This is a genomic window from Parcubacteria group bacterium, assembly GCA_041660065.1.
Taxonomy (GTDB): Bacteria; Patescibacteriota; Minisyncoccia; order Moranbacterales.
In genome coordinates this window covers 42,564-59,136 of record JBAZXC010000002.1, presented here as the reverse complement: position 1 = coordinate 59,136, position 16,573 = coordinate 42,564, and the positions used below count along the sequence as shown (strand labels likewise).

Annotated in this window: 16 protein-coding genes; all 16 read left to right on the top strand. The window is 37.6% G+C overall.

Going from position 1 to position 16,573, the window contains the following annotated elements:
- Positions 1–90 precede the first annotated feature (90 nt).
- Entirely contained in the window at positions 91–1,788 is a 1,698-nt protein-coding gene (locus tag WC819_02765; GenBank protein ID MFA5986244.1) for a hypothetical protein, read from the top strand.
- Positions 1,789–1,792: 4 nt separating this feature from the next.
- A complete protein-coding gene (locus WC819_02760) occupies positions 1,793–3,550 on the top strand; it encodes a hypothetical protein (GenBank protein ID MFA5986243.1) in 1,758 nt (585 codons plus the stop codon).
- 7 nt (positions 3,551–3,557) lie between these two features.
- Complete coding sequence (locus WC819_02755) at positions 3,558–4,469, top strand: glycosyltransferase family 2 protein (protein MFA5986242.1); 912 nt, start codon at positions 3,558–3,560, stop codon at positions 4,467–4,469.
- A gap of 7 nt (positions 4,470–4,476) precedes the next feature.
- Positions 4,477–5,646, top strand: a complete 1,170-nt coding sequence (locus WC819_02750; protein MFA5986241.1) for a glycosyltransferase family 4 protein — start codon at positions 4,477–4,479, stop codon at positions 5,644–5,646.
- Positions 5,643–6,662: a glycosyltransferase family 2 protein gene (locus WC819_02745; GenBank protein MFA5986240.1), complete on the top strand. Its 1,020-nt coding sequence runs from the start codon at positions 5,643–5,645 to the stop codon at positions 6,660–6,662. The genes WC819_02750 and WC819_02745 overlap by 4 nt, the downstream gene beginning before the upstream one ends.
- A 35-nt stretch (positions 6,663–6,697) precedes the next feature.
- Positions 6,698–7,477: a glycosyltransferase family 2 protein gene (locus tag WC819_02740; protein MFA5986239.1), complete on the top strand. Its 780-nt coding sequence runs from the start codon at positions 6,698–6,700 to the stop codon at positions 7,475–7,477.
- Positions 7,478–7,536: 59 nt separating this feature from the next.
- Positions 7,537–8,313 (top strand): glycosyltransferase family 2 protein, encoded by a 777-nt coding sequence (locus WC819_02735; GenBank protein MFA5986238.1) that lies wholly within the window; start codon positions 7,537–7,539, stop codon positions 8,311–8,313.
- Positions 8,314–8,317: 4 nt separating this feature from the next.
- Positions 8,318–9,409: a flippase gene (locus WC819_02730; GenBank protein ID MFA5986237.1), complete on the top strand. Its 1,092-nt coding sequence runs from the start codon at positions 8,318–8,320 to the stop codon at positions 9,407–9,409.
- Positions 9,410–9,681: 272 nt separating this feature from the next.
- A complete protein-coding gene (locus WC819_02725; protein ID MFA5986236.1) occupies positions 9,682–10,476 on the top strand; it encodes an FkbM family methyltransferase in 795 nt (264 codons plus the stop codon).
- The gene (locus tag WC819_02720; GenBank protein ID MFA5986235.1) at positions 10,460–11,119 is read left to right on the top strand and encodes a hypothetical protein; all 660 of its coding nucleotides are present in this window, start codon (positions 10,460–10,462) and stop codon (positions 11,117–11,119) included. The genes WC819_02725 and WC819_02720 overlap by 17 nt, the downstream gene beginning before the upstream one ends.
- Positions 11,112–12,701, top strand: coding sequence for a hypothetical protein (locus WC819_02715; protein MFA5986234.1), 1,590 nt, complete (start codon positions 11,112–11,114; stop codon positions 12,699–12,701). The genes WC819_02720 and WC819_02715 overlap by 8 nt, the downstream gene beginning before the upstream one ends.
- A 19-nt stretch (positions 12,702–12,720) precedes the next feature.
- Positions 12,721–13,854, top strand: coding sequence for a CapA family protein (locus WC819_02710; GenBank protein MFA5986233.1), 1,134 nt, complete (start codon positions 12,721–12,723; stop codon positions 13,852–13,854).
- Positions 13,847–14,056 (top strand): hypothetical protein, encoded by a 210-nt coding sequence (locus WC819_02705; protein ID MFA5986232.1) that lies wholly within the window; start codon positions 13,847–13,849, stop codon positions 14,054–14,056. Before WC819_02710 ends, WC819_02705 begins: the two co-directional genes overlap by 8 nt.
- Before the next feature lie 66 nt (positions 14,057–14,122).
- Positions 14,123–14,914, top strand: coding sequence for an FkbM family methyltransferase (locus WC819_02700; protein ID MFA5986231.1), 792 nt, complete (start codon positions 14,123–14,125; stop codon positions 14,912–14,914).
- Positions 14,915–14,934: 20 nt separating this feature from the next.
- On the top strand, positions 14,935–15,858 hold the full coding sequence (locus WC819_02695) for a glycosyltransferase (protein MFA5986230.1): 924 nt from the start codon (positions 14,935–14,937) through the stop codon (positions 15,856–15,858).
- Entirely contained in the window at positions 15,843–16,568 is a 726-nt protein-coding gene (locus WC819_02690) for a methyltransferase domain-containing protein (protein ID MFA5986229.1), read from the top strand. Before WC819_02695 ends, WC819_02690 begins: the two co-directional genes overlap by 16 nt.
- Positions 16,569–16,573 lie beyond the last annotated feature (5 nt).

The window sequence follows — 16,573 nt, the reverse complement described above, 5'->3', positions numbered from 1 at the left end:
TACAAAAAGATTGTTCTTACTTGCTGTTTATGGTAAACAGCAAGTAGATAGAGTTTTTTGGTGCAGGATACATGCTTTAATGATAAATTTATGTTGTGGGATCGTATAAAAAAGCACTGGAGTCTTCATCCTCTCAGTGCAGCTTTCGTCGTATTTTTGGGGATATTTGTGAGTATATCGTTGATCTATGCATATGCGGCGGGTGATCCGCGCATGGATGATCATTATTTTCACTTCAAGTATGCATATCTGCTTCGAACGGAAGGATTGAACGCCGTAAATCATTTTGATTGGATCTATCTTTTGTCGCATTCTGATAGTGGCAGTCGTTATGCGGCAACGTTATTTCAAGTGTCGCTGATTCCATTTACATATTTTCACGATTGGTTGCTGGGGTTGTATATTGCGGATGCATTTTATCTCAGTGCGGCACTTGCTTTAATCTATTATGTCTTGCGAAAAGCGCATGTGCGATATCCTCTCTTTTTTATCGTGGCATTATTTAGCTCCATGTATTTCATCGAGCGATTGCTATTGGGTCGCGCGTTTGTTTTGGCGGTTGGATTGATCTTTTTGGAATTATATTTTGCGGTTGAAAGGAAGTATAAGCAATTGTTCCTGGTGTGCATATTTCATGTGTTGTGGCATCAATCCACATATTTCATGCCGATCTTTTTTGTCGGTGTTGTGGAAATTGCGCGATATTTGACGGAGCATAAGATGTTTTTGAGAAATATTGCATCCACGGCACTTGCAACGGTTGTGGGCATGGCATTTTTTCCGGGATTTCCGCAGTCGCTATTTTTGTGGGCGGGTAATATTATCAGTCTGCAAACGACTGCGCAGACAGATGTGCAGACCGGCAACGCACAGTCGATTGGCGGTGGGGAAATGGCATCAAAGGATTTTATGAATTACTTTGCCGAAGAAAAAATGCTCCTCCTCCTGATCGTTCTTAGCAGTATCGCCGTTATTTTTATCTATGTAACACAAAAAAAGCACGGGGATTCTTTTTTGCAAAAAACGGACAAAAAACAGGTGATCTGGATCTACGCGCTTTTTGTATCGATGATCAGCATGATGTCAGCCACAATTACGATGAGTGGACGTGTCTTTGATTTTTTTATTCCGATCGCATTTGTCCTTGTGGCGTTCTTGGTGACATTTATCGGTATGACCGAAAAAGTCACGATGGAACGCTCTTTCGGTACGTTTCTAAAATTTGGCATAGGATTGTATTGTGGTATACTTTTTTTGAATACAGGGATCAATATCTATGCGCTTGCCCAGCAATATGATTATTCACCCGCCCGGCAAGCGGCGCAATGGGTACAAGAGCATTCAACGGGAAGGGACAAGGTCTTTTTGCAGGATTGGGGAAATTTTCCACTGATGTTTTTTGAAAACTCGCATAATGTCTATAGTACCGGTATTGAGCCGATGAGTTTAAAATCCTATGATGAAGCACTATACTGGAAATATTATAATATGTTTCGGTATAATTATTATTGTGATAAACCGGGTGATTGCGGCGATATCGTTACAGCACTCAAGCAAAACATCAAAGATGCGAGTCAGGATAAAAAAGATCAAGTGGAGAAAGAAAATAGTCGCAAGATCATCACTTCCATCAAAAATGATTTTGACGCGCAATTTATCATATCGGGATCAGACGTGTTTAGTGAAACGATCGAGCGGAATCCCGATCTGATCGAGGATCAATTTCATGTAAAATCTGAGAAATTTGCAGGGAAATATATGGAATTTACGGTATTTAAGTTAAAATAACAGTATGGGGAAAAAGCGAAAAAAGAATGCGACGGCAGTGACTGAAGATCGAGGGCGTCATGTCATGCATCGAGCGATTGATCAGGGTGTGGTTTTTTTGAAAAATATTTGGGGTCGTCCACGCATTGCGTCGACGATTCTTTTTGTCGTGTTCTTTGCTATTGTGATGACGATCTATGCTTTTGCCGAGGGGGATCCGATATTTGATGATCATTATTTTCATCTCAAGTATGCATATCTGCTTCGGACGGAGGGATTGAATGCTGTCAATCACTTCGATTGGATCTATCTTTTATCGCATTCAGATGGTGGCAGTCGTTATGCCGTGAGTTTGTTTCAAGTGTCGCTCATTCCTTTTACATATTTCCACGATTGGATTTTTGCACTGCGTGCTCTGGATGCGTTTTATGGCGGTGTCGTGATTGCACTGATGTATTTTTTGATGCGCAAAGAACATGTGCGTCATCCGCTTTTTTTTACATTGCTTCTTGTGGGGTCATCGTTTTTTGTGTCGAGGATGTTGCTCGGGAGGGCTCTTGTCTTGATGATCGCACTTGTTTTTTTTGAGATGCGTTTTGCAATTCATAGAAAGTACGTTCCCCTCTTTTTTGTCGTACTCATTCATGTGTTGTGGCATCAATCCACATATTTTATGCCACTTATCATCGTGGGCATGGTGGAGTTTTCTCGTTATCTTGTAGAAAAAAAGGTTGATGTAAAGGTCTTTGTGGCAGCGCTTGGTGGGATTATTTTTGGCATGGCATTTTTTCCCGGTTTTCCCGGGTCATTGTTTAGATGGTTGCAATGGATTTTTAAGATCCAGCAAAGTGGTTCTGCATCAGCACATGGATCACTTGGCGGCATTGAAATGGCGACGATGGATCTCACGATGAATACATTCGGACAATCGGTTACCGTGGTTACGATGATCTTTTGTGTGATGGCCGTGGCATATATGTATCACTTATTTAGGGAAAAAGATGCTGATGTGCATGAAGCGCTCCATGCAGGTAAAATGCATTGGTTGATCACGTTGATGATCTTTACATTATGCATGGCGGGCGGATCCTTTTTTCTTACGGGACGACTTTTTGATTTTTTCATACCGGCACTTGTCCTTTTGCTGGGCTTTGTCATTACAGCATTACTTGACACACAATTGATCCCGCCACGATCGTTTGGAGGGAAGGGCTTTGAATGTAGCGTGTGGGTTGTTGTACTTGCCATGTGTGCGTATTCTTTTTCACATATTTATAATGAAGCAAATACATTTGATTATCGTCCGGCGCAACGTGCGGCGCAGTGGATCGACGAGCACTCTGATGATGGTGACAAGGTGTATTTGCATAACTGGAGTTATTTTAATTTGATGTTTTTTACAAATGCACACAATAAATATTCCATGGGCATTGAGCCGTTGACACTCAAAGCATATGATGAGTCGTTGTACTGGAAATATTATAATATTTTTGCATATAAGTACTATTGTGAATTGCCAAAGGTGTGCAAAGATGAATTGTTTGATGAATTAATGGTCAAAAGAACGGACGCAGAATCTCGCAACGCGTTTAAAAAAGAAAATAGTGAGAAGGTTATCAACGCGATCAAAAATGATTTTGGAGCAAAGATCATCCTTTCCAATTCGGATGTATTTACCGGGACGATCGCATTGAGTCCGGAATTGATCGAAGAGCGCTATAATGTGCAATCGGAAAAATACAAGGGGGAGAGTATGCACTTTACCGTATTTAAGTTAAAATAAAGAGTATATGAATGAAAAGATCATCGTTGTCATCCCATGTTACAACGAGGAAAAAACAATTCAAAAGGTCATTGGCGATTTCAGGAAAGAATTGCCACAAGCGCGTGTTTTGGTGGTGGACAATAATTCCACCGATCACACACACGCAAAGGCTCTGGAGGCGGGTGCTGAAGTGGTATTTGAGAAAAAACAGGGGAAGGGACATGCCGTACAGCGGTCATTGGAGGAATTCCGTGAAGATATCTTTGTGCTTGTGGATGGGGATGATACGTATCGAGCGTCTGATGTGCATCAGTTGATAGAATTGATCGTAAAAGATGTCGCTGACATGGCAGTGGGAGATCGCATGACAGTGACCAACAGAGATGCGTTTAGCACGAGTCATTGGTTTGGGAACAAATTTTTGAATATCGCGCTCAACATGTTTTTTTATACGCATCTCAATGATATGCAGTCAGGTCTGCGCGTGATGAACAAGCGTTTCATGAATTCGACAGCACTTCTCGCCGGAGGTTTTTCTATCGAGCCGGAATTAACGATTCAGGCAGTCGAAAAAGGAATGATCGTAAGAGAATTGCCGATCTCTCTGCATGCACGGCCTGACGGCAGTCATTCCAAGATCAATGCCGTGCGCGACGGCACGATCGCACTGTATACGCTTGTCTCGCTCTTTCGCGATTATAAACCGTTGCAATTTTTTACGACTTTGTTGGGTTTTTGTTTTGCAGCTGGTGTCATCTTGGGGTGGTATGGCACGAAAGAATATTTTGAAACAGGGGTCGTGACGCGTGTGCCGTCGCTTATTGTGTCCGGGTTTTTCTTTATCGCGGGGCTCATCAGTGGTATCGCAGGGCTGATCTTGAGTTCGATCAAGCGTCGGCATGATGAATTGGTCGTCTTGCTCAACAGAATAAAATAATTTTACTATGAAAAAGATCGCGTTCATCACAGAAAGTGTGTATCCGTATTTTTTTGGCGGGCAGGAAAAAATGATCTATGATTACGCGACGATGTTGTCACAGCACAATGCAGTAAAGGTCGTCACGATGAAGCAATGGGATGGCGCTTCGACAATGATCAAGGACGGTGTCACATATGCGGGTATTTGTCCGCGATTGGCGATTTACAAAAAAAACGGCAAAAGAAACACGCTGTCGAGCTTGTGGCTCGGTATCAAGACATTCTTTTGGGTTTTGCGCTCTCGTGAGGACATCCTTTTGATCAATGTCTTCCCGTATTTTCCATTGCTCTTTGCGCGTCTAGCACTATTTTTCAAAACAAAAAAACCCATTATCATAGGGAGTTGGGCGGAATATTGGGGAAAAGGGTATTGGCAAAAATATTATCCGTATCATTGGTGGATGGGTGTGTTTTTGGAGCGGATGAGTTATGGCGCATGTGATCACATCCTCGCGATCTCACACTTCACAAAAGAGAAGATCGCACATGCATTTCCCGATGGCAAAAAAGACATTGCGATCCTCCCGCCGGCATATATCGATGCTGAGGCGATAAACAGTGTGCCCGCACAAGAAAAAAAATATGATATGATCTACTACGGACGGATCATCGCACACAAGCGCGTCGAGCATATCGTGCATATTGTGGAACAATTTGTTTCACAGCATATCTCTGTACGCGCACTCATCATCGGAAATGGACCGGATAAAGAACGCATCAGTGATATGATCAAAACGAAAAAACTGGAAGATCATATCGATCTCGAGGACTTTGTCGAGGATTATGCTACGCTCATCACACGGATCAAATCGTCCAAAGTGATGATTCAGCCATCGGAGCGCGAGGGATTTGGCATCACAGTCGCTGAAGCAAATACCTGCGGTTTACCGGTTTTTGTGATCGCATATCCGGACAATGCGTCCGCGGAACTTGTCAAAAACGGGGTCAACGGATATGTGTGTGCAGATGAAGATGATCTCTATCAAAAAGTGCGCGATGTCTTGTGCAGTGCGGATTCTCAGGAGCAATTGACAGCGCTGTCGGGTGGCGCGGTCAAAGAGGCGGAACAATATACATTGCAGGTAATGCAAAAAAAGATCACCACATTTTTTACACAAGAAAAATTTATCACATGAAAAACGCAATTGTCATCGTCAACTATAATAGAAAGGAGCTTTTGGCACAGTGTCTGCTGTCATTGCGCAACGCACAGCCGTGCGAGCACGCGGTTTTTGTTGTGGACAACGGATCTGCTGACGGTTCGATCGCAATGGTGCAAAACGCATTTCCCGAGGTGCTTGTGATCGACATGGGATATAATGCCGGTTTTTGCAAGGCAAACAATGTCGGCATCCAAACAGCGATCGACCATGGCGCGCAAAATATCATCTTGCTTAACAATGACACGGAGGTTGATCCGGCATTTATCACTGAGCTGGTCGCACGTGTTGATAAAAAAGATCATGTGGAGATGGTCGCGCCAAAGATCTTGATGTATGCAAATAAAAGCGTGATCGATTCTGCCGGATTGGTCATTACGCCCGATGGGATGGCGATCAATCGGCTCATGGATAAAACATCCAGCGAAGCAAATGACGCATGTGAGGTGTTCTGTCCTGCGGGCGCGGCAGCGCTTTTTAGCACACGACTGCTCAATGACATCAAGCAGGAAGGGATGTTCTTTGATGAGGAGTATGCGTATTATCTCGAAGATCTCGACATGGGCTGGCGTGCACGATTGCGAGGGTGGAAATGTCAATATAATCCGCGATCAATTGTTTATCATCACAAAAATGCGACATCCGGAGGGTATTCCAAATTCATCGCGTTTCATACCAATAGAAATCTTTTTTACAATATCATCAAAAATTATCCGGGATGTTTTTTTTGGAAAGCGATTTTTCTTTCTGTGATCAGGTATCCATATCTGCTTACGCTGTCAATGCGAGGCACAGGCGTCGTGAAACGATTTCAAAAAAATGTTAGTGCTGTCGATCTCGCATGTGTGACCCTTCGCGGGTTTTGGGATGTGATAAAAAATATGCGGGCCCTTTGCAGAAAAAGGCGATATATCCAGCGTAGACGAGTTGCGCAAGATTTTTCTACATGGTTTAAGAATTTCGGTGTGGGATTTTTTGCGTCGAAGAAATGAGTTATAGGAGATTATTAAAAGATATTTTTTGATTTATGAAATTTTCAGTCATTACATGTACATATAACAGTGCAAAATATTTGCAAGAAAATATCGATTCTGTGGAAGCGCAGACATACGAAGATTTTGAACACATCTTTATCGATGGATTTTCCACTGATGGCACAATGGCGATCATAGAGACATATCAGCAAAAACATCCGGATAGAGTCAAAGTCTTTCAATCTGAACCGCGAGGCATATCACATGCAATGAATGAGGGGATCAAGCGGTCTGCGGGAGAATACCTGATCCATCTCCATTCTGATGATAGCTTTTATGACGATCACGTATTGCGCAAAGTAGATGACTTCATCAAAAAAAATCATGAACCTTTGTGGCTCTATGGCAAAGCGAGAGTAGTAAATGTTGCAAATAAAAAAACAACGATCATACCGCCGCGAAGATATTTTTATGATAAATCGCGATTTTGGTTGCTTTTGTTGGTGAGCAACTACATCCCACATCAAAGCGTTTTTATCAAAAAGCAAATCTTTGAAAAGTACGGATATTTTGACGAAACGCTCAAGAATTATATGGATCTCGATCTGTGGTTGAAATTGACGCAAAAGAATGTTCATGCAAAATTCATCAATGAGATTATTTGCAATTTTTCGATCAGAGAAGATGCGCAAAGCACCATTGGGAGAGCAAATACAGAAAATGTGATTCTCTACGAGAGGTATGTCAAAAATCGGTTTGTGAGAAAATTTCTTATACTTTTTACTACATTGTATAAATTTTTATTATACAAAATTTCTTTGTATAAAGTGTAGGTTTTTAGTAAAATATTTAAATCGTTGTTGAATAGGATATCCGTTCATAAAGTATAATTATGAGATTTTCAATTGTTACATGCACATATAACAGTGCAAAATATTTGCAAGAAAATATCGATTCTGTGGAAGCGCAGACATACGAAGATTTTGAACATATTTTCATTGATGGGTTTTCTACTGACGGCACAATGGCGATCATAGAGAAATATCGGCAAAAGCATCCAGACAGAGTAAAGGTCTTTCAATCTGAACCGCGAGGCATATCACATGCAATGAATGAGGGGATCGAAAGATCTTCCGGGCAATATATCAATCATTTGCATTCTGACGACAGTTTTTATGATCATGATGTGCTCAAAAATGTGAGTGATTTCATCCAGAAGAATGATAGTCCTGATTGGATCTATGGAAAGGCACATGTCATCAATACCATTAATAATACCTCTCTTGTTGTACTGAATGGAAAAAGCCATCACAAAATACGATTTTGGTATTTGCTTCTGATGAATTATGTGATGCATCAGAGTGTTTTTTTGAAAAAAGATGTATTTGATGTTTACGGCACATTTGATGAGAATTTGCGTAGCAATATGGATTATGATATGTGGTTGCGTTTAGCAAAAAATAAAGTTCGTTCTCGTTTTATTGATACAATTATATGTAATTTTCATATGAGAGAAGATTCACAAACAACTCTGACAAGACATAATAATGAGCATGAAATTTTATACAAAAAATATTGTAAAAGCACTTTATTGATCGCTGCACTCCTATATTTTGATAAAATGCACGAAAAGAGAATGGCTAAAAAAAATGATGTATATAAGATATAATTACATGAAAAATTTTTTGCAAAAAAAATGGCACGAGTATCGCGCACATCACGAACTCCGAAAGATCATCACTAATGCGAACTGGCTTTTTCTGGATACGGCAATTCGTATGGCAGTGGCTTTTTTTGTGGGCGTGTGGGTCATCCGTTATTTGGGACCGGAAAAATATGGTGTCTTGAGTTATGCCGGAGCACTTGTAGGTTTTTTTAGCGTTTTTTCCAAGTTGGGTCTTGACGCAATTGCAGTGAGGGAATTGGTAGAGGGCAAGATCAAAAAAGAAAAACTCCTCGGGACAGTTTTTTATCTCAAATTATGGGGTGGCATGCTCGCGGTCGTGCTCGCTGTCGTCACTGCGCATGTGTTGAAAGGGGATATCCTCATTACGATCATAACTGCAACAGTATCGTTTACCCTGGTATTTCAAGCGGCGGATGTGATCGATCTCTGGTTTCAATCGCAGGTTGTGTCAAAATACGTTGTATATTCACGCAGCGCCGCGGTTTTGATCAGTGCAGCGATCAAGATCTGCTTAGTTTCGACGGGTGCGTCACTTGTATGGTTTGCGAGTGTCGGGTTATTGGAATCGATCTTTGTGGCGATTGGTTTTGCTTTTGCATATTATAAGAACAAGAAACATGTCAGCAAGTGGGTGTTTGACCGTGGTGTGGCGAGGGATTTGTTGAAAGATTCATGGCCACTCATATTATCTGCGATTTCTGTGATGATCTATATGCGTATCGATCAGGTGATGATTGGTAATATGATGGGCTATGAGGCACTCGGGAGCTATTCTGTGGCGGTCAATTTGAGTGAAATGTGGTATTTTATCCCCACAATCATAACCGCTTCGGTCTTTCCCGCGATTATCGTGACAAAAAAGAGAAATGAAGAGGAATATTATGCACGATTGCAAAAATTATATGATATGATGGTATGGATGGCGATTGCCATTGCCATTCCAATGACGTTTTTGAGTGGCTGGATCATCAATTTTCTCTATGGCGCAGAGTATGCACAAGCTGCAGGTGTGCTTACAATATACATTTGGGCTGGTGTTTTTGTGTTTTGGGAGTTGCAAGTGGAAAGTGGCTTGTGACGGAAAATCTGCAAATATTTTCTTTTATTAATACTGCAAGTGGTGCAGTCATAAATATATTTATGAATTATATTTTAATTCCAAAAATGGGAATAGAGGGTGCGGCGTGGGCAACTCTAATTTCATACGCATTTGCAGGATATATCTCACTAGTTATTTATAATAAAACGAGGATTAATTTCTACACACAATCAAAAAGCTTATTTTTTGCAAGTCTTTTTAGAAGGGGGTATGCTTTAAGTAAAAGAAGATATCTAAAAAATTAAAAAAATATGAATAGAATAATGAAACTAATTGAAAAATATGAATTCAAAATATTTTCGCATATACTTAAAAAATATGATGTAGAATTTTATCATAAAGATCGAATGGGGATACTTGCAAAAAGAAATTTCAAAGATAATTTTGCATATATTTTTTCAACAAAAAACTCTTGTGATGCTGTTCCGATGATGATTGCATTGGATAAAAAAATCAAAAAATCAAAAATTGGAATAGATATTGGAGCAAATATCGGGATTACAACTATGTGGATGGCACGACATTGTGAGAAGGTCTACTCGTTTGAACCTGATTTGGACAACATAAAAAGATTTAATGAAAATATTGAGGTGAATAATATTAGCAATGTTGAGTTAGTTCAGCAAGCTGTCTCAAATGAAAATGGCGTAGCGACATTTCACCTTTTTGATTCGTATGGGCATCATTCTCTTGATCAAAATCATATTGCGAAAGCTAAAAAATCCGTGCAAGTTAAAACAATAACGCTAGATCAATTTTGTGAAGAAAAGGGGATTCAAGAAATAGATGTTTTAAAAATTGATGTGGAAGGATTGGAGTATGATGTTTTACAAGGATCATGCAAGAAATTGCAATCTAATGCTATTAAAATGATTATTTTTGAACATTCTCCAATATTATTAGACAAGCAAGGAAAAAGTAAAAGTGAAGTAATAGATTATCTCACAAAAAACAGATACAAAACCTATAAATTAGATGCAACGGAAGTGATGCATGATGATATTAATAATTTAGGACAAGAGGATCTATATGCAATTTGTGAATAAAATAAAAAAAAATATATTAAAATATATGATTCAAAAAAACCCGTCGATCAAATTGATTGCTGGGGCAAACTTTACTGAATTTGATGGGTGGGTCGCTACAGATATTGATGAGCTTGATATTACGCAAGAGCGTGATTTTGCTTTTATTTTTGGTGATAAAAAAATTGACAAGATATTGTTGGAGCATGTGATAGAGCATTTGGTATATGATGATTTTCTGTTTTTTCTTTCAATTGCAAAAAAGTATTTAAGTAAAAATGGTGTAATTAGAATAGCCGTGCCAGATGCATATCACCCATCAATATATGTGCGTGAGTTGACTGGAAAAAATGGCACTGAGCCTGGTGCAGATGATCATAAATATCATTACAGCATTGATGATCTTGAACAAATTGCAGAGAGATGTGGCTACAAGATAAAAGGGCTTGAATATTTTGATAAAGATGGCGTTTTTCATACATCAGATCTTAATTTTGAAAATGGATATATCTCGCGATGTTCAAAAAATTATAAAGGTAGATTTACAGATAATGATGAAGAATATGAAAAAATGATTCAGAGCGTTCCAAGGCATTTAAGGAAACAATTTACAGAGAATAATATTTCCTACACATCTTTATTAGTTGATCTTTATAATGAATAAAATAATAGGATTTCTCATTACAAAAGAAAATAGATCACCTGAAGTTGATTTTTTTGATGTTGGCATAAAAACTATTGTAGTTAAACATGGTCATCATAATATCTATTTGTGGGGTATTGGAGATATTGAGCTACATAAGATCAATGGCAAATATTCTTTGTCATTTCCCTTAAACGATGGTCTTTTGGATAGAAATATTCTGATCAGTTTTGAAGGCGATAATATTATCGTTGAAAATGATTGGTTGGGGTCTATCCCGGTATTTTACAACCAAAAAGAAAATATCGTTTCCACATTATCTAATTTTTGTTTAAGAGATAAAAAAATTCATGAAGAGGGATTGTCGAATTTTTGTGAATTTGGATATAGTGTTTTTGAACAAACGATCTTTGCAGATGTAAAATTCATGAGATATTATTCCACGTTGACCATATCTGATCATGCAGAAATAGAATATAAAGAAGATCCTGTTCTGGATGATAGTTTTTTGGCAGATGTGTCAGATGAAAATGATGTGATAGATCTCATGCAAAAATATATAACCGATGTTGAATCTGTAACTGTTGGCGATATAGTTATCCCAACTTCTGGCGGGTATGATAGTCGTATGTTAAATCATCTCGTTAAAGATAAAAAAAGGATACGAAGTTTTACTTATGGCGTTAGTGAAGATCAGAGCCAAAGTCATGAAGTGGCGCATGCAAAAAAAATATCAGAGATCTACAATACGAAATGGGAGCAAATAGAATTAAAAGAGTATCATAAATATATCGATAAATGGTATAAAATATATGGCTTTAGCACACATCTTCATGGGATGTATCATATAGAATTTTATAAAAATATTTCCAAAGGACATGATTTCTCGGGGTCTTCTTTTTTGAGTGGTATTATTGGTGATGCGTGGGCAGAATTAGGTAAATTCGATGAAATAGAAAATTATCACGATATTATTAATTTGGGGTATGCGCATGGAATGAGTTTGGATCTGAAATATCTGAATTTGCAGAGTAATGAAAAATTGAAAAAAGAATATTATAAAAGGAATTGTGAATATTTAAAAAATGATAAGATAAAATCAATTCTTGCAATGCGCGTGAAGTTGATTCTTCTCTCATATCTTACACAAATACCTGAATATTTCGGCATGCCCGTTTGGACACCATTCCTGAATTTTGATATCGTAAAGGCAACTTTGAATATATCTGATGAACGGAGAAAAAATAGAGTGTGGGAAAAAGATTTTTTTGCGCGCTTTGGACTCAATCTCGAAGAAATGGATTTAAAATCTGATAAAAACAATGATTTGAATTATGAAGTAGCAAGAAAGACACGATTTGAACCAATTGATGCAGATAAAATGAAAAAATACATAGATGAGAACAGACTTGTGCAAATTAATAAATTACTAGATAATACGAATTTGTACCAGTCTTTACAGAATAAGTTATTGCATGTTCCAAAAATTCGTGGCGTGCTACAATTGTGTGGAGTAAAAAACAAATTTTTACGAGCATTGTATGATTATTGTGTGGTAAAAGCGATTGAAAAAGGCATAAAAGATACGCAATCATATACGTAATTGTTAAGTAACAAAAACTGTGGGTGTAAAAATATTTGCATGTGGGGATATCGTCAGTACTGATGCAAAAGATTTCTTGGATGATAACATACGAAAAGTTGTAGAAAATGCGGATATTGCAATCTGTAATTTTGAGGCGTCGATAAAAACTGATGGAGCACATCCCATAAAAAAAGCGGGTCCGCATCTTGTGCAAGCACCAGAGATGATCCCGCAGTTGCGAAAGTATGGATTTGATTATGTATCATTGGCAAACAATCATATTTATGATTATGGTGATATTGCCATGGCACATACAATGTCAATGTTGGAAGATCATGGGTTACAATATGTTGGATGTGGTAGGGATTTTGCCCAGACGTATCAGCCCAAGGTAGTGGAGACAAATGGTGTAAAAATAGGCCTGATCGCTGGATGTGAAAATGAATTTGGATGTTTGGATGAAGATAGGGGTCGTAGCGGATATGCGTGGATATTGCATCGATCTCTGGAGGATTGTGTGCGAGAATTGAAAAAAAATGTTGACATTGTCATTGTGTTGGCACATGCAGGAGTGGAGAATATCGATTTTCCTATCAAAGAGTGGCGTGAGCAATATAGGCGTTTTTGTGACATTGGCGCGGATGTCGTGATCGGTCATCATCCACACGTGCCTCAGGGATATGAAAAATATGGCGAAAGCATGATCTTTTACAGTCTAGGAAATTTTTATTTTGATGTGGATGGTTTTGAGAAAAAAAGTGACGATAGTTACAGTGTGATTTTAGACATTGAAAAAGATGGGCTAAAAGATTTTGATATTATCTTTCACAAGAAACGTAATGGTCAGTTGTGTATAGTAAAGGAGGATGAAGTAGTATATGATATGGATCATTTGAATTCTTTGCTTGGTGCGGAATATGAAAGATTGAATGATACTACGTCACTGTGCCTTTTTGAAAAATACTATCGCGGTTATTATGAAGAGGCCATGAATGGAATGTTACAGAAAGTGACATTTATTCAGGGAATTACAAATATAGCAAGAAAAACATTTTTTCCCACAAAAAGTATTGTAGAACGGAATTTGCTTTTGTTGCATAATATAAAAATAGATTCTCATAGATTTGTTGTGCAAAGAGCGTTGTATTTATTAACACAAAAAGATGAATAATTTAGCGCCAATTGTATTGTTTGTATATAACCGCCCTGAGCATACGCGACGGACGGTCGAGGCGTTGCAAAAAAATGATCTTGCGCTTGATAGCGAGCTTTTTGTGTATAGTGATAATGCGCGAGATAAAAATTGTAAGTATCTTGTTCATCGGGTGGCTGTCTTTGGTGAGTATGTTCGGATTAATTATTTTGAAATATAAATTCAGGGGTGTAAAATATTTTGTGTGGAGATGATGATCTGTGTGATTTAATAAAAAACAAACTAAATGATAGAAAAAATATACAATCTGTACGCATATATATTTTGTAGAAAAATATTTAGAAAGTTCAATAGACTAATTTACCAATTGGGCTTGAGAGGATTGGGTGTCTTGAATTATAAAAGTAGCTATCTAACTGGCGAGAATATATGGCTCAAGAAATATTTGGACAACAAAAAATCCCCAATTGTTATTGATGTTGGCGCAAACGTTGGAAATTATTCTTCCACTGTTTTAAAAATGAATAATAGTAGCATTATTTTTGCATTTGAGCCACATCCCAGGACATATCAAAAATTAATTAACAAAGTAAAGAGTGATAATTTCACTGCATATAACGTAGCGGTGGGAAATGAGAGTGGTGTGATGAAATTATATGATTATGATTGTAATGACGGGTCTTCGCACGCCTCATTGTATAAAAATGTTATTGAGGATTTGCACAAGGGGAACGCTGTCTCACATTTGGTAGATGTGATTTCTTTGGATTCGTTTATTCAAGAACACAATATTAGAGAAATACATCTATTAAAGATTGATGTAGAAGGTAATGAGTTTAATGTTTTGAGAGGTGTTGAGAAGTATATAAAAAATAATCAAATAAATGCTATACATTTTGAATTCAATGAAATGAATATTATAAGCAGAACGAATTTTAAAGATTTTTGGGATTTTCTACCAAATTATAATTTCTATAGAATTTTGCCTGGTGGAGAACTTTTGAAAATAAAAGACTATTCACCAGTGTTTTGTGAAATTTATGCATTTCAAAACATTATCGCAATTCTTAAAAAATAATTTAGATAATATATTTTCCAATGTTACTCAAAAAAATGCATAATTTAGCGCCAATTGTATTGTTTGTATATAACCGCCCTGAGCATACGCGACGGACGGTTGAGGCGTTGCAAAAAAATGATCTTGCGCTTGATAGCGATCTTTTTGTGTATAGCGATAATGCGCGAGATGAAAAAGTACAAGAGGATGTGGATGCGGTGCGTGCATATATCAAAACCATAACAGGATTCAAAAAAGTGACGATTATTGAGCAAGAAAAAAACAAAGGACTCGCAAATTCCATCATTGACGGCGTTACGGAAATCGTGAATATGTATGGAAAGGTTATTGTGCTGGAAGATGATCTGGTCACGAGTCCATACTTTTTGAAATTTATGAATGATGCATTGGATTATTATGAGAATGAAAAAAAAGTGTGGCATATCAGCGGATGGAATTATCCAATCGACACCGATGGGCTTGATGATGTTTTCCTTTGGAGGGGTATGAATTGCTGGGGGTGGGCAACATGGCGCGATCGGTGGCAATATTTTGAGAAAGATCTTGATAAAATCATTGCCACATTTGATCAAAAAGCTATCAAAAAATTTAACGTATGTAATGGAACGGGGTTTTGGGATCAGATCATCGCCAATAAAATGAAAAAAAATGATACGTGGGCAATTTTTTGGTATGCTACTATATTTAAACAGGGTGGACTCTGTTTAAATCCAGCTAAAACTTTTGTCGATAATATAGGCATTGATGATAGCGGGCATAATTGTCGAGGGGGTGATATCTTCAAAAACAGTCTTAATTCATCATATAATGTAAGAATGGATGCAGTTTTGAGAGAGAATGATTTGGCGGTGCGTAAGATCATAAAATTTTATAAGAGAAATACATCCTTTTATAAACTATTTAAAAAATATTTGTTTGAGAAAAAGTTATGCTGGAAAAAATAAGGTTATTATATGAAAGAGAGCAGTTCAATCCCAGCTTTGTTGGTTTGTTTATAAATCCTTTTTATTTTTCAAGAAGGGGTTTGCATAAGAATGTATCAGATCTAATAGTAAATTTAAGGGGCAGGGTTTTGGATATTGGGTGCGGATCAAAGCCATACGAAAATTTGTGTGTGTGTGATGAGTATATTGGACTTGATGTAGAAGGAAGACCAAATGAAAAAGCGGATTATTTTTATGACTGTAATAAAATGCCATTTGGTGATGCAAGTTTTGATAGCTTAATTTCCAGTCAAGTTTTTGAGCATGTGTTTAATCCAGGTCATTTTTTGAAAGAGGCTAATAGAGTTTTAAAAAAAGATGGTATTTTTTTATTGACCGTTCCCCTCGTTTGGGAAGAACATGAAAAGCCATATGATTTTGCAAGATATACATCATTTGGCTTAAAACATATTTTAAGCGAGCATGGTTTTGAGATGCTGGATAGTAGAAAAACGAGCAAAGGAATAGAAACGATATTTCAGTTAGTTACGTCATATATATATGACGTAACATTAACAAAAAATAATTATTTAAACGTGTTGATAACTATTATTTTGATAGCGCCTGTAAATATCGTTGGGGCAATTTTATCAAAAATACTGCCAAAAAATGATAATTTATACTTAGATAACGTAGTTATTGCTAGGAAAAAAATTAGCGTTTCGATATAACAACC

What these genes read in the sequence shown, in the direction of transcription:
- WC819_02740 (MFA5986239.1), top strand. Translation starts at nt 6,698, where the DNA reads ATGAAATTTTCAGTCATTACATGTACATATAACAGTGCAAAATATTTG.
- WC819_02730 (MFA5986237.1), top strand. Translation starts at nt 8,318, where the DNA reads ATGAAAAATTTTTTGCAAAAAAAATGGCACGAGTATCGCGCACATCAC.
- WC819_02750 (MFA5986241.1), top strand. Translation starts at nt 4,477, where the DNA reads ATGAAAAAGATCGCGTTCATCACAGAAAGTGTGTATCCGTATTTTTTT.
- WC819_02755 (MFA5986242.1), top strand. Translation starts at nt 3,558, where the DNA reads ATGAATGAAAAGATCATCGTTGTCATCCCATGTTACAACGAGGAAAAA.
- WC819_02720 (MFA5986235.1), top strand. Translation starts at nt 10,460, where the DNA reads ATGCAATTTGTGAATAAAATAAAAAAAAATATATTAAAATATATGATT.
- WC819_02700 (MFA5986231.1), top strand. Translation starts at nt 14,123, where the DNA reads ATGATAGAAAAAATATACAATCTGTACGCATATATATTTTGTAGAAAA.
- WC819_02705 (MFA5986232.1), top strand. Translation starts at nt 13,847, where the DNA reads ATGAATAATTTAGCGCCAATTGTATTGTTTGTATATAACCGCCCTGAG.
- WC819_02725 (MFA5986236.1), top strand. Translation starts at nt 9,682, where the DNA reads ATGAATAGAATAATGAAACTAATTGAAAAATATGAATTCAAAATATTT.
- WC819_02690 (MFA5986229.1), top strand. Translation starts at nt 15,843, where the DNA reads ATGCTGGAAAAAATAAGGTTATTATATGAAAGAGAGCAGTTCAATCCC.
- WC819_02745 (MFA5986240.1), top strand. Translation starts at nt 5,643, where the DNA reads ATGAAAAACGCAATTGTCATCGTCAACTATAATAGAAAGGAGCTTTTG.
- WC819_02765 (MFA5986244.1), top strand. Translation starts at nt 91, where the DNA reads ATGTTGTGGGATCGTATAAAAAAGCACTGGAGTCTTCATCCTCTCAGT.
- WC819_02735 (MFA5986238.1), top strand. Translation starts at nt 7,537, where the DNA reads ATGAGATTTTCAATTGTTACATGCACATATAACAGTGCAAAATATTTG.
- WC819_02760 (MFA5986243.1), top strand. Translation starts at nt 1,793, where the DNA reads ATGGGGAAAAAGCGAAAAAAGAATGCGACGGCAGTGACTGAAGATCGA.
- WC819_02715 (MFA5986234.1), top strand. Translation starts at nt 11,112, where the DNA reads ATGAATAAAATAATAGGATTTCTCATTACAAAAGAAAATAGATCACCT.
- WC819_02695 (MFA5986230.1), top strand. Translation starts at nt 14,935, where the DNA reads ATGTTACTCAAAAAAATGCATAATTTAGCGCCAATTGTATTGTTTGTA.